This window comes from Acidaminococcus sp. HCP3S3_H5, assembly GCF_052122235.1.
Lineage (GTDB): Bacteria > Bacillota > Negativicutes > Acidaminococcales > Acidaminococcaceae > Acidaminococcus.
The window spans coordinates 52563-71010 of the sequence record NZ_JBQKCS010000003.1 but is presented as its reverse complement, the minus strand read 5'-3'; the positions used below and the strand labels follow the sequence as shown (position 1 = coordinate 71010).

Below are 18448 nucleotides of genomic sequence, written 5' to 3'. Positions count from 1 at the left end.
ATTGGGAGGCGTATGGAATGAACAGAGAATTATCCATGGAATTTGTCCGTGTAACGGAAGCCGCAGCGATTGCCAGTGCCCGTGGCGTTGGCCGGGGCGACAAGAATGGCATCGATCAGCTGGCTGTAGATGCCATGCGGAAAATGTTTGATACCGTCCACATCAACGGCACGGTGGTCATTGGCGAAGGGGAAATGGATGAAGCCCCGATGCTGTATATCGGTGAAGAAGTAGGGGCCGGCGGTCCGGAAGTGGATATTGCCGTAGACCCGGTGGAAGGGACCAACCTGGTGGCCAAAGGCCAGAACGGTGCCATTGCCGTGATTGCCATTGCTCCCAAAGGCTGTCTGCTCCATGCGCCTGACATGTATATGGATAAAATTGCCGTAGGTCCCCGGGCCAAAGGCTGCATCAACATCGACGATCCGGTGAGCGTCAACCTGGAACGGGTGGCCAAGGCTCTGAATCGGAACGTGAACGACCTGACCGTAGTGGCCCTGGACCGTCCCCGTCACCGGAAGATCATTGAAGAAGTCCGTGCTGTAGGGGCCCGGATCCGTCTCATCAGCGACGGGGATGTGGATCCCATCATCGATGCCGGGATCGAAGGCACCGGTGTCCACATGTACATCGGCCGGGGCGGTGCTCCGGAAGGGGTACTGGCTGCCTGCGGGCTGAAATGCCTGGGCGGCGACATGCAGGCCCGTCTGGTTCCGGAAAACGAAGACCAGGTGGAACGGTGCCGGAAGATGGGCATCGAAGACACCAAGAAGATCCTGACCATCGACGACCTGGTCAAAGGGGATGACTGCATGTTCACTGCAACGGCCATCACCAACTGCGACATGCTCCGTGGGGTCAACTACTTCGGCAACGGTGCCCGTACCCATACCATCTCCATGCGGTATGCCACCGGGACTGTCCGTTTCATCGACGGTGTACATACCTTCGACCGGAACAACATCAGCATTAAACTGTAATGGAAGGGGGCTGTTGCATAAGCAACAGCCCTTCAAGCATTGACGGGGATTCTGCACATATTTTTTATGGGCAGAATCCCCCTTTCCCTATTTCCATAAAGAGAGAATTCTATGACAAATCAACTGACGAAATTGCTGCAGCAGGAAAAAAATGTCCAGGATGCAGCCGGGCTCTGGAAGAAGAAAGCCGGCCCCATCCAGCTTACCGGCCTCACAGGATCTGTGAAAGCCGGGTTTTTGTGCGCCCTGGAGGAAACCCTCCAGCCGGCCCGGCCTCTGGTGATCCTGACGGTGAACCGGGAAAGCATCCGGGCCCAGCGCCGGGAACTGGCCTATTTCTATCCGGATCTGGCCATGCGGGAACTGTATCCGGCCAGCCTGATCCACGGCCAGGTGGATACCCGGAACGAACAGATCATGGCGGAGCGGGCAGCGGCCCTGGAAATGATCGTCCGGAAAGAACCGGGGATCATCTTTGCCACCGCCGAAGCCGCCATCCAGAAACTGCCGGCCCCGGAATCCCTGGTCCGGGAAAACCTGAAACTGGCAGTGGGCCAGGAAATCGGCCAGGACCTGGTGGTGGAAAAGCTGGTGAAAGCCGGCTATGAACGGACGGAACAGGTGGATACCCTGGGCCAGGTGGCCGTCCGGGGGGACATCCTGGACGTGTTTCCCATCAACGGCAAGGATCCGGTGCGGATCGAATGGTTCGACAACACCATCGATGCCATGAAGCATTTCAACCTGGACACCCAGCGGAGCATCGGCGCCATCAAACAGGTGGGAATCATGCCCCTGGCGGTCCAGAGCCAGGAAGTCGGCGCCTCCCTGTTCCAGTACCTGTCCCCGGACCAGCTGGCGGTGCTGGATGAACCGGCAGCCTTTTTTGAAGAATGCCGGAAAAGCTTCGGGGACAACCGGGAATTTGCCGACCAGCTGCTGGAGGCGGAGACCATGCTCCTCCAGGCCGGGGAATGCCACCTGGTGACGGTCAGTGATCTGGGCCATCCCTATTTTCCGGAAGCCCCCAAACTCCATGTCCAGGTCCGGGCCATGGCCCCCTACAACAAGAACACCGACCTGCTCCAGAAAGACCTGAAGGGCTGGCTGGACCAGGGAGTCCATCCCCTGATCATGATGGGGACCCGGGACAAGGCGGCAGGCCTGGCGGAAAGCCTGAAAGGGGCGGGCCTTCCCATGGCCTTTGCCGGCCAGCTCCAGGAAGTGCCGGACCAGGGAGGAGTGGTCTTCCAGGGAAGCCTTACCAACGGGTTCTATTTCTGGGATGAAAAATGGCTGCTGCTTACCGAAAGCGACATTTTCGGCATGCAGAAAAAACGCCGTCTGGTGAAATCCAAGGGAAAGGGACCGGCTCTCAACTATTTCTCCGACATCAAGGTGGGGGATTACGTGGTCCACGATGTACAGGGCATCGGCCGGTACATGGGGGTGGAAACCATTGAAGTGAACGGGGTCCACCGGGACTATCTCCAGCTCCAGTATGCCAAGGGGGACAAGCTCCACGTGCCGGTGGAACAGGTGGGGCTCCTCCACAAATACGTGGGCAACGAGGGCACCCCTCCCAAACTGTCCAACATGGGCCGGAAAGACTGGCAGAAGACCACCCGGAAGGCCCAGAAGGCCATTACCATCCTGGCCACGGAACTGCTCCGGCTCTATGCCCAGCGGAAAATCACCCCGGGCCATGCCTTTGCTCCGGATACCCACTGGCAGAAGGAATTCGAGGACAGTTTCCCCTTTGAGGAAACCCCCGACCAGCTGAAAGCCATCGCCGAAATCAAGGCGGACATGGAAAAGCCCGTACCCATGGAACGGCTCCTGTGCGGGGACGTGGGCTATGGGAAGACGGAAGTAGCCATCCGGGCCGCCTTCAAGGCGGTCATGGACGGGAAACAGGTGGCGGTGCTGGCCCCCACCACAGTGCTGGCCCAACAGCATCTCCTGACCTTCTCCCAGCGGATGGGGTCCTTCGGAGTCCGGGTGGAAATGCTCAGTCGGTTCCGGACCCCCAAACAGCAGAAAGAGATCATGGAAAAGGTGGCGGAAGGCAAAATCGATGTGCTCATCGGAACCCACCGGATCCTGAACCCGGATGTGGAATTCCACGACCTGGGGCTTTTGATCATCGACGAGGAACAGCGGTTCGGGGTGGCCCAGAAAGAAAAAATCAAACAGCGCAGTGCCGGCATAGACGTACTGACCCTGTCCGCCACCCCCATTCCCCGGACCCTCCACCTGGCCCTGGTAAAGGGACGGGACATGAGTATCATCGAATCTCCTCCCGAAGACCGTCTGCCGGTGGAAACCTATGTGGCGGAATACGATGACGGGATGGTCCGGGAAGCCCTGGAACGGGAAATCCGCCGGGGCGGACGGATCTATTACGTCCACAACCGGATCGAAGGGCTCAGCCGGATCGCCGCCCATCTCCGGGAACTGGTCCCTGGGATCACCATCGGTATGGCCCACGGACGGATGAGCGAGGACGAACTGGAAGACGTGATGCTGGGCTTCTACCACGGGGATTTCGATGTGCTCCTGTGCACCACCATTATCGAAAACGGCCTGGACGTGCCTCTGGCCAATACCATCATCATCGACGGTGCGGAAAACTTCGGCCTCTCCCAGCTGTACCAGATGCGGGGGCGGGTGGGACGGTCCTCCCGGCTGGCCTACGCCTATTTCCTGTACAAAAAGGACCGGGTACTCAGTGAAGTGGCCCAGAAACGGCTCCAGGCCATCCGGGACTTTACGGAACTGGGGGCCGGGTTCAAAATCGCCATGCGGGATCTGGAAATCCGGGGCGCCGGGAACCTGCTGGGGGCGGAACAGCACGGCCAGATTGCCGGAGTGGGTTTCGACCTGTACTGCCGGCTGCTGGAAAAGACCATCAACACCCTCCAGAACGGGGGGAACCCGGACGAACCCATTGCTCCGGATCCGGTGATTGAAATGAAGCTGGATGCCTACATCCCCGACGACTACATCGACAATCCCCGGTACAAACTGGAACTGTACCACCGTCTGGGAGACATGAAGTTCGAAGACCGGAATGATCTCATGGACGAGATCATCGACCGGTTCGGCACTCCCCCCACCCAGGTGGAGAACCTGTGGCGGGTGGCGGCACTCCGGGATCTGTGCCGGAAGCTGCGGATCACCGGGGTGGCGGTGCGGCCGGGAGAAATCCGGATCACCTTCGATCCCCACAGCAAGGCCAATCCCGATGTAATCCAACAGCTGATCCGGGACTATGTGCCCCGGGCCACCATGAAGCTGGGGCCCCAGCCCCAGTTCGTGCTGAAAACCAAAGGCATGGAGGAACAGCCCCTTTCCTGGCTGGAAAAGAATCTTCCCCGTATGCTATAATCCTTTGAGTGAAGAGTGAAGAGTGAAGAGTGAAGAGTGAAGAGTGAAGAAAGGAGGCCGTGATGGCGGACCGGTTTATGAAAGGGACCCTGATCCTGACGGCGGCAGGGCTTATGGTGAAAATCCTGGGTTCGGTGAACCGGATCCTGCTGTCCCGGCTGCTGGGAGGTGAAGGCATCGGCCTGTACCAGATCGCCTATCCCCTGTATCTGCTGCTGGTGGCCCTGTCTTCTGCAGGGATCCCTGCAGCCATGTCCATCCTGATTTCCCGCCGGGCAGCCGCCGGAGACCGGCAGGGGGCCCGGCGGATCCTGGGGATTTCCGCCGGGCTCATGGCCCTGGCCGGAGTGTTTTTTGCCGCTCTGGCCTGGGCCCTGATCCCCTGGCTCATGGACGGGGGCATCGTCAAGGACGGACGGGCCCGGTACGCCATGCTGGCACTGGTGCCCGCCATCGGCATGTCCATTCCTGTGGCCTGCTTCCGGGGCTACTTCCAGGGGTTCCAGGAAATGACTCCTACTGCGGTGTCCCAGATCCTGGAACAGTTCACCCGGGTGGTGACCATGGTGCTCCTGGCCTGGGCCCTGCTTCCCTGGGGTCTTCCCTGGGGAGCTGCCGGAGCGGCTTTTGGGGCCGTGCCGGGAGCGGTGGTGAGCCTGGGGGCTCTGTTGTACTTCGTCCACCGGCAGCAGAAACGGTGGCAGCAGGAACCGGTGACGGCCCTGTCAGAAGAAAGACCCTCCCTGACCCGGACCGCCTGGCAGCTGGTGTCCCTGGCCCTGCCGGTGACCTGTGCCAATCTGATGGTGCCGGTGGTCAGCGGCATCGAAATGATCCTGGTGCCGGACCGGCTGCTGGCGGCGGGCTTTACGGTGGCGGATTCCACCCGGGCCCTGGGCTATCTGTCCGGCATGGCCATGCCCCTGGTAAACATGGGCACCATTCCCACCAACTCCCTGGCGGCTTCGGTGGTGCCTGCGGTGGCGGAAGCCAAGGCACTGGGGGACCGGCCCCTGATGGTGAGCAAGACCCGCCGGGCCTTCCGGTTCTTCCTGCTGCTGAATGTGCCGGCGGCGGTAGGGGTGTACCTGTTGGGGAACCCCATTTCCCAGGTGCTCTACGGCACTATCCATGCCGGGCGGGTCATTACGGCCCTGGCCCCGGCCATCCTGTTCCTGGGGCTCCACCAGGTGTCCACTGCCATCCTCCAGGGCCTGGGCCACACCCGGGTTCCCATGGTGAACATGTTCCTGAGTCTTTTTGTAAAAGTGGGGCTCCTGTGGACCCTCACCGCCAATCCGGTGTGGAACATCCAGGGGGCCGCCTGGGCCACCGATGCCAACCTGGCTGTGGCCGGTCTGGGGAACCTGCTGTGGATGCACCACAGTGACGGGCTCACCCTGCCCGGAAAGAACTGCCTCCGGATCGGCGTTTCCGCCGCCCTGATGGGAGCCGCCCTGTGGGTCATGGGGCCCGTCCTGGCCCGGCTTCCCCTGGGAAATGTGGTCCGGCTGGCCCTGGAGATCCTTGCGGGGGCACTGGTCTATGGCCTGTGCCTTTTGGCCACAGGAGAACTGAAACTCCGGGAACTGAAAAGAAAGAAAGAGGAAAAACGATGAAAACACTCCACGAAAAAGGGATCCACCAGCCGGGGGTCCTGGATCTGCGGCCTCTCATGGAACTGGTCCGGGTACTCCGGGAGCCGGGAGGCTGTCCCTGGGACCGGGTCCAGACCCATACTTCCATGCGCCGGGAACTGGTGGAAGAAGTCTATGAGATGCTGGAAGCCATCGACGACGGCAATGTAGCCGGCATGCGGGAAGAAATGGGGGATGTGCTCCTCCAGGTGGTGTTCCACGCCCGGCTGGCGGAAGAAGAGGGGCTCTTTGCCATGCAGGATGTAATCGATGATGTGGTGAAGAAGCTGGTCCACCGGCATCCCCATGTTTTCGGCGATACCAAGGTCACAGGGGCCGGGGAAGTGATGGCCAACTGGGAGACCCTGAAGGCTCAGGAAAAGACTGAACGGACCCATGCCCTGGATGGCATCGCCAAGGGGCTGCCAGCCCTGATGCGGGCCTACAAACTCAGCGCCAAAGCCGCCAAAACCGGGTTTGACTGGCCCGATGCCCCGGCTGCATGGCAGAAGGTGGAAGAAGAGAAAGACGAGCTCCAGGAGGCTGCAGCGAGCCGGGACAGGGACCGGACGGAAGAGGAACTGGGGGACCTGCTCTTTGCCCTGGCCGTCTATGCCCGGAAACTGGACCTGGAACCGGAAACCACTTTGAACCGGGCCAACAACAAATTCCAGCGCCGTTTTGAGCAGCTGGAAGCCCAGGTGAAGCAGGAAGGAAAAGAATGGAAAGACCTGACTCTGGAAGAACTGGAACACCGGTGGCAGGAGGCAAAGAGAGCAGTAGGGGACGGTCAGCGGTCAGCTGACCAACATGGGGGCACAGGTCGCGAGTCGTGACCCGCGACCGGGGCTGCGGCCCCTGCTCTGGCCCCTTGTTTTCAAGATTTTCCCAAAAAACACGTGCATTTTTCCTATGATTGTGCTAATATGACCATAGTCAGGCGCCAGCCATGCAGGCGCAATACCTATTTAGGAGGATTTATCTCATGAACAAAAGTGAATTGATTGCTGAAGTTGCGTCCAAAACCGCACTGCCCAAAAAAGATGCTGAAAAGGCTGTGAACGCTTTCATCGATACTGTTAAAGAAGCTGTTGCCAACAAAGATAAAGTACAGCTGATCGGCTTTGGTACTTTTGAAGCTCGCGTTCGGAATGCCCGCAGCGGCAAGAATCCTCGCACTGGCGAAACCATTGAAATTGCAGAAGCCAACGTTCCTGCTTTCAAAGCCGGGAAGGCTTTTAAGGATGCCGTAAACAAATAATTGGCAGATCCAGCAACCTGATGCTCCCGGTGTCAGGTTGCTTTTTTTATCCTCTGCAGGAGAGAATTTCCTTCCAGAGGTGGAAAGGCAAGAAAATGGGCCTTAAAAAGAAAAAGCGTTTGGACTGGGCGGTTATCGGACGTACCCTGCTTATCCTGCTGGTCGTCCTGCCTCCGGTGGCGCTGCTGGGTACAGCTCTCCAGCGGGGATACTGGATCTACCAGCTCCGTCAGGAAAGGATACGGACAGAAAACAAAGTCCAGCAGCTGAAAGCGGAAAACGACGCCCTGGCACAGGAAAAAGAGAACCTGGGCGATATCAAATACATAGAAAAAGTGGCGCGGGACGAGCATAATATGGTAGGGAAGAATGAGATCCCGCTGTTTATGGTGAAGAAGTGAAAAAAGGGAGCTGTTGCACATGCAACAGCTCCCTTTTTCTTACTTATCCTGTTCCACCACTTTATCCACAATGGCATCCAGCGCCTTTCGGCTGGCTTCACTGATGTTTTCCAGGGGATTGCCTTCGTCTTCGGCGGCCACCACCTGGGGATCGATGGGGATCCGGCCCAGGAAGGGCAGGCCTTTTTCTTCCGCCAGGGCCTTGCCGCCGCCAGCTTTGAAAATGTCCACTTCCTGTCCGCAGTGGGGACAGACGAATCCGCTCATGTTTTCGATGATGCCCCGGACAGGGATATGGCCCAGCTGGCAGAAGCTAAGGGATTTCCGCACATCGGCCAGGGCCACTTTCTGGGGGGTGGTGACGATGATGGCTTCCGCATCCTTGATGGTCTGGACCACGGTCAGGGGTTCATCCCCGGTGCCCGGAGGGCAGTCGATGATCAGGTAGTCCAAAGGATCCCATTTGGTGTCGCTCATGAACTGCCGGATGGCCCCCACCTTCAGGGGACCCCGCCAGATCAGGGCATCGTCCTGCTGGGCCAGGAAGCCCTGGGCGGACAAAAATTCCAGATGGTCGCTGTACCGGAAGGGAATCAGCTTTTCTCCTTCCACCTGGACGTGCTTGTCCATGAAGCCCAGCATGCCGGCCACGCTGGGGCCGTGGAGATCCACGTCCATCAGGCCCACATGGTAGCCCCGCTGGCTGAGAATCAGGGCCAAATCTACGGAAACCGTGCTTTTGCCCACGCCGCCTTTGCCGCTCATGACGACGATTTTATGTTTTACATGGGCCAGGAAATCGGCAATGGCCGCATCCTGGGGATTCTGCTTCGGATTGGATTCGCAGCCGGAGCAGTGGGAATGATCGCAGTGATCACATTCGCTCATTGAAAAAACCTCCCTCATAATCGATTGTCAACCTGTCCCTATTATAGATAAAAATCCAACTGAATGCAATCGGGTTACATTAGAATCAGTGAAGAGGGAAGAGGGAAGGACCTGGCGGGCCGCCGGTTGTGCGGCCCCTACGGATTTCCCCACCTGCTCCCTGAATTCCCCCTGACTCTTCGGTCAAAAACAGTGTATAATAGGGAAGAGAAAAATCCGGGTGCCTGGCACCCATAAGGAGTGAAAACCTATGATGTGGAAAAAAACCATGGCGGTGGCCCTTTTGGCAGCCCTTTGTGCGGCTCCGGCTTATGCTGCGGAACGGCCCAAACTGGCGGATGGAGAACTTTTTGTATCGGAACGGGTGGTGAAGGACGGCCGGGTGCTGTTCCAGGCGGCGGATGCCCACACGGACTGGGAACATGACAGTGAAAAGACCGTACCGGGCCTGGTGTGCACCGCCTTCATCCCTCCCAAGGGGGGAGCGGACGCTCCGGAACTGGCCAGCGTGAAAAAGCTGACCACCCAGCAGGAAAAGGTCCTCCAGGCCCGGCGCCGGTATTCCGGCCCCTCCTATGCCAACCAGCTGGTGCTCTATGCGGCTATGAACACCAACGGCCAGAACGGGAAGCTGGCCATTACCAAGGCAGAACTGTTCGGCCGGCTGCTGAATGTGACTGTGGCCATCCAGGATCCCACCGGTACCCAGGATGACGGCAGTGAAGCCCTGGCGGAAGAACATGTGGTGACCATCCCGGAAAAGAACCTGCCCCGGTTCGGCAATCTCCGGGTCCGTTTCTCCGACGCCACCGGCCATGCCCTGGAAGATCTGGATGTGGCGTTGGAGAGGTAACAGCTCTTGTAACACCCATTACACATTCCCGTTTCAATCTGGCTCCAATTAATTCTCTATTGACGGATTTTGTAAACGGGAGTATTATAGATTCATTCCAATGGTTAAAGGCGGGTTGACAGATGACTCTTTCTTCTCTGAAATGGGAAACTGCATATGGCTTTACCTTTACCCAGAGCTATTATTTTGGCTTTGGTTATTTTGGCTGCCATGAACTGAACAGTTTGCCCATCGTGAAGAGAGACTGAGGCTCCGGCCTTCCGGCGGTTTCCGTGAAGTGAAACCCTGAAGCAGACTCCTTGCGAGTCTGCTTTTTTTGTGGAGAGGCCCCCGTCAGAAAAAAAGTAGGATAGTAGGAAAGCAGGACAGGAGGAAAACAACATGATTATTGTAATGAAGAAGGGTGCACCCAAAGAAGCGTCTGAAAAACTGAAAAAGAGCCTGGAACAAAGAGGCTTCACCATCCATGACAGCATCGGGGAAAACCAGGAAGTCCTGGGGATCGTAGGGGATACCAGTATCCTGGATCCGGAAGATTTCATGGTGAATCCCTGGGTGGATAAGGCCATGCGGGTACAGGAACCTTTCAAACGGGCCAACCGGATGTTCCACCCGGATGATTCCATCATCGATGTAAGCGGCGTGAAAGTGGGGGGCAAAAAGCTGGCGGTGATCGCCGGTCCCTGCTCTGTGGAAGGCCAGGAACAGATGGATACCATTGCCGCCGCCGTGAAAAAGAGCGGGGCGGCCATGCTCCGGGGCGGGGCCTTCAAACCCCGTACATCTCCCTACTCCTTCCAGGGGCTGGGGGACAAGGGCCTGGATATGATCCGTCAGGCCGGCACCGCCAACCATCTGCCCATTGTAACGGAAATCATGTCCGCAGACAAAATCGATGAATTTGTGGAAAAAGTGGATCTGATCCAGGTAGGGGCCCGGAACATGCAGAACTTCACCCTGCTGAAGGAACTGGGGAAAATCAATAAGCCCATTCTGCTGAAGCGGGGTCTGTCCGCCACCATCGAGGAATGGCTCATGAGTGCAGAATACATTATGTCCGAAGGGAACGAAAATGTGATCCTCTGCGAACGGGGGATCCGGACCTTTGAAACCTATACCCGGAATACCCTGGACCTGTCCGCCGTCCAGGCGGTGAAGCGGCTGAGCCATCTGCCGGTGATCGTGGACCCCAGCCATGCCACCGGGAAGGCCTGGATGGTGCCCACCATGAGCAAGGCTGCCATTGCCGCCGGGGCTGACGGGCTGATCATCGAGACCCACAACGATCCCCAGCACGCCTGGTGTGACGGGGCCCAGAGCCTGTCCCTGCCGGAATTCGACCAGCTGATGAAGGACCTGAAGGTACTGGCTCCTGCGGTGGGCCGGGATCTGTAAGACGGAAGCGGGAAAGACATCATGAAGAAACTGCAGGATACTGTTGTTGCCATTGTAGGGCTGGGGCTCATCGGAGGCTCCTACGCCAAGGCCCTGAAAAGCCAGAAGGTGAAGCGGATCATCGGCATGGACCGGAACCACATCGTTTCTCTGATGGCCCTGGACGAAGGGTATGTAACGGAACTGGCCGATGAGGATCCGGAGCTCCTCCGGGAGGCGGATGTGATCATCTGCTGCATGTACCCCGGCGCCTTTGTACCCTTTGTGAAGGACCATGTCCGGTATTTCAAAAAAAATGTACTCCTGACCGATGTGATGGGGATCAAAGGCAGTATCCCGGACCAGGTGGATGCTCTTTTGGGACCGGAGATGGATTTCGTCCCCACCCATCCCATGGCAGGCCGGGAAGGCAAGGGATACAGCCAAAGCACCTCCCAGATCTTCCAGGGAGCCAATTTCATCCTGATCCACCGGGACAACAACCGGCCGGAACACCGGGAATGGCTCCGGAACATGGCCTATGAACTGGGCTGTGCCCGGGTGGTGGAACTGTCGGTGGAGGAACATGACAGCATCATCGCCTACACCAGCGATCTGCCCCATGTGATGGCGGTTTCCCTGATCAACAGCGATTCCATGCAGGAAAACACCAAGTACTTTGTGGCCGGGTCTTTCCGGGATGCCACCCGGGTGGCGGATATCAACGCCAAGCTGTGGAGCGACCTGTTCCTGTTGAACAAGGAACCGGTGCTCCGGGAGATCAACAAGCTGGAAATGCAGCTGGAACACTGGAAAAGCGCCCTCCAGCAGGATGACCGGGAAGAACTGGAGCAGATGATGGATCAGGCCAAAAAGAAAAGAAGGGACATGTTTTATGGAAAAAATCTTCGTTGATTTGGGGAAAGACTCCTATACCATCGAAATCGCACCTCATTCCTGGACCGGATTCGGGAAAAAGATCCGGGAACTGGCCCGGGGAAACAAGGCGGCGGTGATCACGGACCGGACGGTGGACAGCCTGTATGGAGCGGACCTGGAGCAGCAGCTCCTGGCCCAGGGGTTCCAGGTGCGCCGGGTGGTGATGGAACCGGGAGAAGACCACAAGAACCTGGACACCTACGGGAACATGGTCCGGGCCTGTGCGGATTTCGGCATGACCCGCAGCGATTTGGTAATCACTCTGGGGGGCGGCGTGCCGGGAGACCTGGGGGGCTTTGCCGCCGCCAGCTTCCTCCGGGGGGTGGACTTCATCCAGGTGCCCACCACCCTTCTGGCCCAGATCGACAGCAGCGTGGGAGGCAAGGTGGCGGTGGACCTGCCGGAAGGAAAGAACCTGGTAGGGGCCTTTTACCAGCCCAAAGGGGTGCTGATGGATCCGGAACTGCTCCGGAGCCTGGACCGGCGGTATCTCCACGATGGCCTGGCAGAAGTAATCAAATGTGCCGCCTTCGGGGATCCGGAGCTGTTTGCGGCCCTGGAAAATTTCTCCGGGGATGAGGACATCCTGGCCCATGCGGAAGAAATCAGCGCCGCCTGCTGCCGGATCAAGGTGAAGGTGGTGGAAGAGGACGTGCGGGACGTGGGCGCCCGGATGGTGTTGAACTTCGGCCATACCATCGGCCATGCGGTGGAGCGGTATTATCATTATGAAAAATACACCCATGGGGAAGGGGTGGCCATCGGCATGGTCCGGCTCACCCGGAACACGGAAAAAATGGGGATCACCCAGCCCGGTACCGCAGACCGGATCCGTCATCTCCTGGAAAAATACAACATTCCCACGGAAGATCCCATCAGCGATCAGCATATCCTGGAAGGGATCACCATGGACAAGAAAAAACGGGGGAACCAGATGACTCTGGTGATCGTTCCGGAAATCGGAAAGAGCCTGCTGAAAAAGGTGGACTTTGCCGATCTGAGACCCTATGTGAAAGGATGAGACCATGACCACACTGCGTATCGAACCTGGTTCTCTTTCAGGGACGCTCCGGGTGCCTTCTTCCAAAAGCATGGGGCACCGGGCCCTGATCTGTGCGGCCCTGGCAGGAGGCACCAGCCAGGTGGAAGGGGTCAGCCTCAGCCAGGATATCCTGGCCACCTGTGCCTGTCTCCGGCAGCTGGGGGCAAAAATCACTTCCCAGGAAGAAACAGGAGGACGGGCCCACTTTACCGTGGAAGGCTGCCGGCCCCATCAGACAGGGACGGTGCTGGACTGCGGGGAATCCGGGTCTACCCTCCGGTTCCTGATCCCGCTGGCTGCCCTGTGCCAGGAACCTTTTACCTTTGTGGGGGCCGGGAAGCTGGGCAGCCGTCCCCTGGAACCCTACGAAGCCATTTTCCGCCAGCAGGGGCTGGTGTTCCAAAAGGGAAGCGCTGAGGACAATTTTCCTCTGACGGTCCAGGGGCCGCTCCGTCCCGGCCATTTTTCCCTGCCCGGAGATGTGAGCAGCCAGTTCATCAGCGGCCTGCTTTTTGCTCTGCCGCTCCTGCCGGGGGATTCCACCCTGGAAATCACCGGGAAGCTGGAAAGCCAGAGCTACATTGCCCTGACCCTTTCCGCCCTGAAGCAGTACGGCATCAGCATTGAACACCAGGACTACCGGCAGTACCGGATCCCCGGGAACCAGCAGTACCGGCCCCGGGAAGGGGCAGTGGAAGGGGATTATTCCCAGGCCGCCTTCTGGCTTACGGCCGGGATGCTGGGCCGGACCATGACCCTATTGGGGATGGATCCGGAGTCTCTCCAGGGAGACAAGGCCATCATCCCCATTCTCCAGAAAATGGGCGGCCAGGTGGTCTTTGAAGGAGACAAACTGATCAGCCGGCCGGCGGACCCGGTGGGGACCACCATCGATGCCGCCGACTGCCCGGACATCATCCCGGTGCTGACCGTGGCCGCCGCTCTCAGCGAAGGCCATACGGAGATCATCCATGCGGAACGGCTGCGGCTGAAGGAATGTGACCGGCTGAAGGCAATGGCCACGGAACTGAACAAACTGGGCGCAAAAATTACGGAACGGCCGGACGGCCTTTCCATCGACGGGGTGGTGGAACTTACGGGAGGCACCGTGGACTGCTGGAACGACCACCGGATCGCCATGAGCCTGGCGGTGGCCAGCATCCTGTGCCGGGAACCTCTCACTCTGGTGGGGACGGAATGTGTGGCCAAATCCTATCCGGAATTCTGGCAGGACTTTGCAGCAGCAGGAGGACAGTATGAGCAGTGTAATGGGTGAACAGATCCGGCTGACCATTTTCGGGGAATCCCACGGACCCTCCATCGGCGTGGTGATGGACGGGCTGCCGGCCGGGATCGAACTGGATCTGGAAGCCATTGAAAAGGAAATGAAACGCCGGGCACCGGGAACCAGCAAACTGGCCACCCCCCGGAAGGAAAGTGACAGCTTTATCATTGAAAGCGGGTTCTTCAACGGGAAGACCACCGGCATGGCCCTGTGCGCCCGGATTCCCAACAGCAACACCCATTCCAAAGATTACAGCAAAATGAAGGAAATCATGCGGCCGGGCCATGGGGATTATGCAGGATATGTGAAATTCCACGGTTGCAACGACTACCGGGGCGGGGGCAGCTTTTCCGGACGGCTGACGGCGCCTCTGGTGTTTGCCGGGGCAGTGGCCAAGCAGCTGCTGGCCAAAGAGGGCATATTTATCGGGGCCCATGTGGCGTCTCTGGCCGGGATCCGGGACAGAAGGTTCAATCCTCTGGGAGAAGATCCGGAAACCTTCCGGGCCCTTTCCGGAGAGATCCTGCCGGTGCTGGATCCGGCGGTACGGGAGCCCATGGCCGCCCAGGTCACTGCTGCCCAGAAGGACAGGGATTCCGTAGGGGGCACCATTGAATGCATGGCAGTGGGCCTGCCTGTCGGCCTGGGAGAACCCTATTTCGATTCCGTGGAAAGCCGGCTGAGCCATGCCCTCTTTTCCGTACCGGCGGTGAAGGGCATTGCCTTTGGGGATGGATTCGCCCTGGGGACCATGCGGGGCAGTGAGGCCAATGATCCCATGGCATACCGGGACGGGAAAGTGGTGTGCACCACCAACCACAACGGGGGAGTCACCGGAGGCATCACCAACGGCATGCCCCTTTTGTTTACGGTGGTGATCAAACCCACCCCTTCCATCGGAAAGACCCAGCATACGGTGAATGTGGTTACCGGGGAAGACACCACCCTGGAAGTTACCGGGCGCCACGATCCCTGCATCCTGCCCCGGGCGGTGCCGGTGATCGAGGCGGTGACCGCCTGGACCCTGCTGGATCTGCAGCTTGTGGCACAGCGGAGGTAGAGCATGGGAGAACAAACCATTCCTGTGGGCTATCAGGGCGTCCCTGGGGCCTACAGCCACCTGGCCCTCCGGCAGTATTTCGCCGGACGGCCGGTGGAAGCACGGAACTATATGCTGTTTGAAGATGTAATCAACGCCGTGATGAAGGGGGAGATCCGCTATGGGGTCCTGCCCATTGAAAATTCTTCCACCGGAGGGATCACCGAGGTGTACGACCTGGTCCGCCGGTACGGCGCCTTTATTGTAGGGGAAAAGATCGTGAAGGTGGAGCACTGCCTTCTGGCCTGGCCGGGAGCGAAACTGGAAGACATCCGGGAAGTGTATTCCCATCCCCAGGGATTTTCCCAGTGCCGGACCTTTTTCAAGGAGCATCCGGCCATGCGCCAGTTCAACTATTTCAACACCGCCAAGGCGGCGGAACTGGTGGCAGAAAAAAAGACCGGGTACATGGCGGCGGTGGCCGGGGCCCAGGCGGCGGAACAGTACGGCCTTGCCATCCTGGCCCGGGGCATCAACACCAACCAGAGCAACTACACCCGGTTCATTGTGATCAGCCGGGAGCGGGAGCTGGTGCCGGAAGCGGACAAGATCACCCTGATCGTGAGCCTGAAGCATCAGCCCGGGTCGTTGTACCGGGTGCTCTCCCATTTTGCCCGGTACCAGATCAACATGACCAACATCGAATCCCGGCCTATACCGGGAAGGCCCTGGGAATATTATTTCCATATGGACATTACCGGTCACCTGACGGACCCGGCGGTCCGTCAGGCCCTGGCTGATCTGCCGGAAGACACCACGGAATGCAAGATTTTGGGGAACTATCCTGCAGACCACGGAAAGGAGCAGTAAAAGGATGAAATTCGGACTTTTGGGACGGGTGCTGGGGCACAGTCTGTCTCCCCAGATCCATCAGGCTATTTTCCGGGCCCTGGGGACCGGGGATACCTATGGGCTGCTGGAACAGGAACCGGAAGAAGTCCCCTGCTTTGTCCGGGAGAACCCGGAGGGGCTCCGGGGCAGCAATGTGACTATTCCCTACAAAGAAACGGTAATCCCTTATCTGACCGCCATTGCCCCGGAAGCGGAAAAAATCGGGGCGGTGAACACCCTGTCCTTTACTCCGGACGGGGTGAAAGGGTACAATACCGATTACCTGGGCTTTGACCGGATGTTACAGGCCGCCGGCATCGGGCTGGAAGGCCGGGATGTGACGGTGCTGGGGAACGGAGGGGCCGCCAAGGCGGTCCTCCAGGTACTGGCGGACCGGAAAGCGGCCTCCATCCGGATCCTGGTCCGGGACAGGGAGAAAGCTGGTCAGGCCCTGGCTCATTTCCTGGCCCAGCGGCCGGACACCCGGCTGGAGACCTATGAGGAAGCCCTGGAGGGCAGTGAGGGAGGCCAGGTGATCATCAATACCACCCCGGTGGGCATGTATCCCAAGGTGGAGGCCAGTCCGGTACCGGCGGAATTCACCGGCCGGTTCGCCGCTGCCGTGGACATTATCTACAACCCGAAAGAAACCTGGTTCCTGGCCGATGGCCGGAAGGCGGGAGCCAAAACCTGCAACGGCCTGTACATGCTGGTGGCCCAGGCGGTGGCTTCGGAAGAAATCTGGCAGGGAAAGACCCTGGATCCGGCCCTGATCCCTGCCATCATGAAACAACTGGAGGCAACTTTTCATGGCTAATATTGTACTCATCGGCATGCCCGGCGCCGGCAAGACCACCATCGGCCGGAAACTCAGCAAGGCCCTGGGACGGCCGGTGCTGGATGCGGACGACAAGGTGGTGGAACAGACCGGACGCACCATCAAGGACCTGTTCCAGGAAGGGGAGGACGTGTTCCGCCAAGCGGAAACAGAGGCGGTGAAGACCCTGGCCGCTCTGGACGGGATTATCATTTCCTGCGGGGGAGGGGTGGTGAAGCGGCCGGAGAACATCGCTTACCTCCAGCAGAACGGGAAGATCTTCTTTTTGAACCGGGACCTGGCGGCTATTGCCGGCAGCGTGGACAAAGTGACCCGTCCTCTGCTGAATTCCGCCGAAGACCGGCTCACCCAGCTGTACAAAGAACGGCTGCCCCTCTACCTGAAATACGCCGACTACACCATCCCCGTAGACGAAGACTTCGACAAGACAACGAAGTACATCATCGAACTGGTGAGGAAGGCAGGGCTGTAAGGCCGACCAAAAAGGACCAGCCGCTCAGGCGGCCGGTCCTTTTTCAATATACACGCTTGTACTGGGAAACGCGGCGCTGGTGCCGGTTTCTTCCAGGAGCTTCATCAGTTCCAGGTTGATCCGTTCTTTGCTCTTCATGAATTTATCGTAGCTGGTGTGCCGGCAGTAGCAGACGATGCTGATGTCCAGGCTGCTGGCTCCCATTTCCGAAAAGGCCACGGTAATCCCTTCGTCCACAATGTCCGGGTCTTCCTGGAGAAATTCCCTGATTTTCCGGACCAGTTCCTCCATCTGCTCTCGGGTGCTGTCATAGGTGACCCCCAGGGTCATTTCCAGCCGGCGCATGTGCCGGTTGGTGAAATTCTGGATGGGGGTGCTGATAATGAGAGAATTGGGGATGTACACCAGAGCCTGGGTAAAGGTCCGCACATTGGTGCTCCGGAAGGAAATGGATTCCACGATGCCTTCCACATTGTTGCAGATGATCCAGTCTCCCACGTGGAAGGGCTGATCCATGAGGATCACCAGACAGGCGAAAATGTTGGCCAGGGAGTCCTTGGCCGCCAGGGATACTGCCAGGCCGCCGATGGACAGCCCGGCAATGAATCCGCTGATGTTGACCCCCCAGGTGCTCAGCACGGTGGCCAGAGCAAAAAACAGGATCAGGGCATGGAAGAAGGACGAAAACAGTCCGCTGATGGCCGGATCCAGCTTTTTGCCGGATTTGCTGAAAAAGTGGTCGAACAGGACGCTGGTGGTGGAACTGAAATTGTACAGGATCCAGTAAAAGGCAATCACCAGCAGGGAAGAAACCGTATTGGATACAAGGGCCGTCTGGGCCAGTCTCTCCCAGGGAGAATTGGCAAGGGCCGTATAGCCCCCGAAGACGGCAATGGCCATGCGCCCGGGCCGGTACACCGCGGCAGAAATGTTTTCATCTGCCGCAAAGGGCAGTTTGTCCAGGATGAACCGGATCACCCGGATGCTGACGATCCGGAAGCCGATGTAAAACAGGATGGTAACGGCCAGGATCACCAGGGCCGGTACCCAGGCCATGAAATCATTGTACAGGGTCATGAAAAAGCTCCTTTTGCAGCTGTTTTGTCCTCATTGTACCATTGGGCCGGCGGCCGGTGCAAGAATATGCTATAATGAAAC

The 18448-nt window shown here is 58.6% G+C and carries 17 protein-coding genes; 15 read left to right on the top strand and 2 right to left on the bottom strand.

Annotation, left to right across the window (positions count from 1 at the left end; translation table 11 throughout):
- Positions 1 to 17: 17 nt before the first annotated feature.
- The 6 genes from glpX to ACTQY5_RS04385 all read left to right on the top strand — a co-directional run bounded on the left by glpX (position 18) and on the right by ACTQY5_RS04385 (position 7669).
- A complete protein-coding gene (gene glpX, locus ACTQY5_RS04410) occupies positions 18 to 980 on the top strand; it encodes a class II fructose-bisphosphatase (RefSeq protein WP_022486731.1) in 963 nt (320 codons plus the stop codon).
- 111 nt (positions 981 to 1091) lie between these two features.
- Positions 1092 to 4370 (top strand): transcription-repair coupling factor, encoded by a 3279-nt coding sequence (mfd, locus tag ACTQY5_RS04405; RefSeq protein ID WP_441368854.1) that lies wholly within the window; start codon positions 1092 to 1094, stop codon positions 4368 to 4370.
- A 62-nt stretch (positions 4371 to 4432) separates the two neighbouring features.
- Entirely contained in the window at positions 4433 to 5989 is a 1557-nt protein-coding gene (locus tag ACTQY5_RS04400; protein ID WP_154488542.1) for a putative polysaccharide biosynthesis protein, read from the top strand.
- Entirely contained in the window at positions 5986 to 6843 is an 858-nt protein-coding gene (gene mazG / locus ACTQY5_RS04395) for a nucleoside triphosphate pyrophosphohydrolase (protein ID WP_022487367.1), read from the top strand. The genes ACTQY5_RS04400 and mazG overlap by 4 nt, the downstream gene beginning before the upstream one ends.
- Before the next feature lie 149 nt (positions 6844 to 6992).
- A complete protein-coding gene (locus ACTQY5_RS04390; RefSeq protein ID WP_012938958.1) occupies positions 6993 to 7268 on the top strand; it encodes an HU family DNA-binding protein in 276 nt (91 codons plus the stop codon).
- Between the two features lie 95 nt (positions 7269 to 7363).
- A complete protein-coding gene (locus ACTQY5_RS04385; RefSeq protein ID WP_022487366.1) occupies positions 7364 to 7669 on the top strand; it encodes an FtsB family cell division protein in 306 nt (101 codons plus the stop codon).
- A 39-nt stretch (positions 7670 to 7708) separates the two neighbouring features.
- On the opposite strand, the gene ACTQY5_RS04380 is transcribed toward ACTQY5_RS04385, so the two are convergent.
- Entirely contained in the window at positions 7709 to 8557 is an 849-nt protein-coding gene (locus ACTQY5_RS04380) for an Mrp/NBP35 family ATP-binding protein (protein ID WP_154488544.1), read from the bottom strand.
- Positions 8558 to 8807: 250 nt separating this feature from the next.
- Here ACTQY5_RS04380 and ACTQY5_RS04375 point away from each other — a divergent pair, with 250 nt between their 5' ends.
- The 9 genes from ACTQY5_RS04375 to ACTQY5_RS04335 all read left to right on the top strand — a co-directional run bounded on the left by ACTQY5_RS04375 (position 8808) and on the right by ACTQY5_RS04335 (position 17290).
- Entirely contained in the window at positions 8808 to 9410 is a 603-nt protein-coding gene (locus ACTQY5_RS04375) for a hypothetical protein (RefSeq protein WP_022487364.1), read from the top strand.
- 381 nt (positions 9411 to 9791) lie between these two features.
- A complete protein-coding gene (gene aroF / locus ACTQY5_RS04370; protein WP_022487362.1) occupies positions 9792 to 10805 on the top strand; it encodes a 3-deoxy-7-phosphoheptulonate synthase in 1014 nt (337 codons plus the stop codon).
- Between the two features lie 21 nt (positions 10806 to 10826).
- A complete protein-coding gene (locus ACTQY5_RS04365) occupies positions 10827 to 11699 on the top strand; it encodes a prephenate dehydrogenase (RefSeq protein WP_022487361.1) in 873 nt (290 codons plus the stop codon).
- A complete protein-coding gene (gene aroB / locus ACTQY5_RS04360) occupies positions 11680 to 12744 on the top strand; it encodes a 3-dehydroquinate synthase (protein ID WP_022487360.1) in 1065 nt (354 codons plus the stop codon). Before ACTQY5_RS04365 ends, aroB begins: the two co-directional genes overlap by 20 nt.
- A 4-nt stretch (positions 12745 to 12748) precedes the next feature.
- On the top strand, positions 12749 to 14041 hold the full coding sequence (gene aroA / locus ACTQY5_RS04355; RefSeq protein ID WP_022487359.1) for a 3-phosphoshikimate 1-carboxyvinyltransferase: 1293 nt from the start codon (positions 12749 to 12751) through the stop codon (positions 14039 to 14041).
- A complete protein-coding gene (aroC, locus tag ACTQY5_RS04350) occupies positions 14022 to 15110 on the top strand; it encodes a chorismate synthase (protein WP_441368853.1) in 1089 nt (362 codons plus the stop codon). Before aroA ends, aroC begins: the two co-directional genes overlap by 20 nt.
- A 3-nt stretch (positions 15111 to 15113) precedes the next feature.
- Positions 15114 to 15959: a prephenate dehydratase gene (gene pheA / locus ACTQY5_RS04345; protein WP_022487357.1), complete on the top strand. Its 846-nt coding sequence runs from the start codon at positions 15114 to 15116 to the stop codon at positions 15957 to 15959.
- 4 nt (positions 15960 to 15963) lie between these two features.
- Complete coding sequence (locus ACTQY5_RS04340) at positions 15964 to 16797, top strand: shikimate dehydrogenase family protein (protein ID WP_154488547.1); 834 nt, start codon at positions 15964 to 15966, stop codon at positions 16795 to 16797.
- Positions 16790 to 17290: a shikimate kinase gene (locus ACTQY5_RS04335; RefSeq protein ID WP_154488548.1), complete on the top strand. Its 501-nt coding sequence runs from the start codon at positions 16790 to 16792 to the stop codon at positions 17288 to 17290. Before ACTQY5_RS04340 ends, ACTQY5_RS04335 begins: the two co-directional genes overlap by 8 nt.
- A gap of 24 nt (positions 17291 to 17314) precedes the next feature.
- Here ACTQY5_RS04335 and ACTQY5_RS04330 read toward each other — a convergent pair whose 3' ends face one another.
- A complete protein-coding gene (locus ACTQY5_RS04330) occupies positions 17315 to 18367 on the bottom strand; it encodes a mechanosensitive ion channel family protein (RefSeq protein WP_022487354.1) in 1053 nt (350 codons plus the stop codon).
- Positions 18368 to 18448 lie beyond the last annotated feature (81 nt).

What these genes read in the sequence shown, in the direction of transcription:
- glpX (WP_022486731.1), top strand. Translation starts at nt 18, where the DNA reads ATGAACAGAGAATTATCCATGGAATTTGTCCGTGTAACGGAAGCCGCA.
- mfd (WP_441368854.1), top strand. Translation starts at nt 1,092, where the DNA reads ATGACAAATCAACTGACGAAATTGCTGCAGCAGGAAAAAAATGTCCAG.
- ACTQY5_RS04400 (WP_154488542.1), top strand. Translation starts at nt 4,433, where the DNA reads ATGGCGGACCGGTTTATGAAAGGGACCCTGATCCTGACGGCGGCAGGG.
- mazG (WP_022487367.1), top strand. Translation starts at nt 5,986, where the DNA reads ATGAAAACACTCCACGAAAAAGGGATCCACCAGCCGGGGGTCCTGGAT.
- ACTQY5_RS04390 (WP_012938958.1), top strand. Translation starts at nt 6,993, where the DNA reads ATGAACAAAAGTGAATTGATTGCTGAAGTTGCGTCCAAAACCGCACTG.
- ACTQY5_RS04385 (WP_022487366.1), top strand. Translation starts at nt 7,364, where the DNA reads ATGGGCCTTAAAAAGAAAAAGCGTTTGGACTGGGCGGTTATCGGACGT.
- ACTQY5_RS04380 (WP_154488544.1), bottom strand. Translation starts at nt 8,557, where the DNA reads ATGAGCGAATGTGATCACTGCGATCATTCCCACTGCTCCGGCTGCGAA.
- ACTQY5_RS04375 (WP_022487364.1), top strand. Translation starts at nt 8,808, where the DNA reads ATGATGTGGAAAAAAACCATGGCGGTGGCCCTTTTGGCAGCCCTTTGT.
- aroF (WP_022487362.1), top strand. Translation starts at nt 9,792, where the DNA reads ATGATTATTGTAATGAAGAAGGGTGCACCCAAAGAAGCGTCTGAAAAA.
- ACTQY5_RS04365 (WP_022487361.1), top strand. Translation starts at nt 10,827, where the DNA reads ATGAAGAAACTGCAGGATACTGTTGTTGCCATTGTAGGGCTGGGGCTC.
- aroB (WP_022487360.1), top strand. Translation starts at nt 11,680, where the DNA reads ATGGAAAAAATCTTCGTTGATTTGGGGAAAGACTCCTATACCATCGAA.
- aroA (WP_022487359.1), top strand. Translation starts at nt 12,749, where the DNA reads ATGACCACACTGCGTATCGAACCTGGTTCTCTTTCAGGGACGCTCCGG.
- aroC (WP_441368853.1), top strand. Translation starts at nt 14,022, where the DNA reads ATGAGCAGTGTAATGGGTGAACAGATCCGGCTGACCATTTTCGGGGAA.
- pheA (WP_022487357.1), top strand. Translation starts at nt 15,114, where the DNA reads ATGGGAGAACAAACCATTCCTGTGGGCTATCAGGGCGTCCCTGGGGCC.
- ACTQY5_RS04340 (WP_154488547.1), top strand. Translation starts at nt 15,964, where the DNA reads ATGAAATTCGGACTTTTGGGACGGGTGCTGGGGCACAGTCTGTCTCCC.
- ACTQY5_RS04335 (WP_154488548.1), top strand. Translation starts at nt 16,790, where the DNA reads ATGGCTAATATTGTACTCATCGGCATGCCCGGCGCCGGCAAGACCACC.
- ACTQY5_RS04330 (WP_022487354.1), bottom strand. Translation starts at nt 18,367, where the DNA reads ATGACCCTGTACAATGATTTCATGGCCTGGGTACCGGCCCTGGTGATC.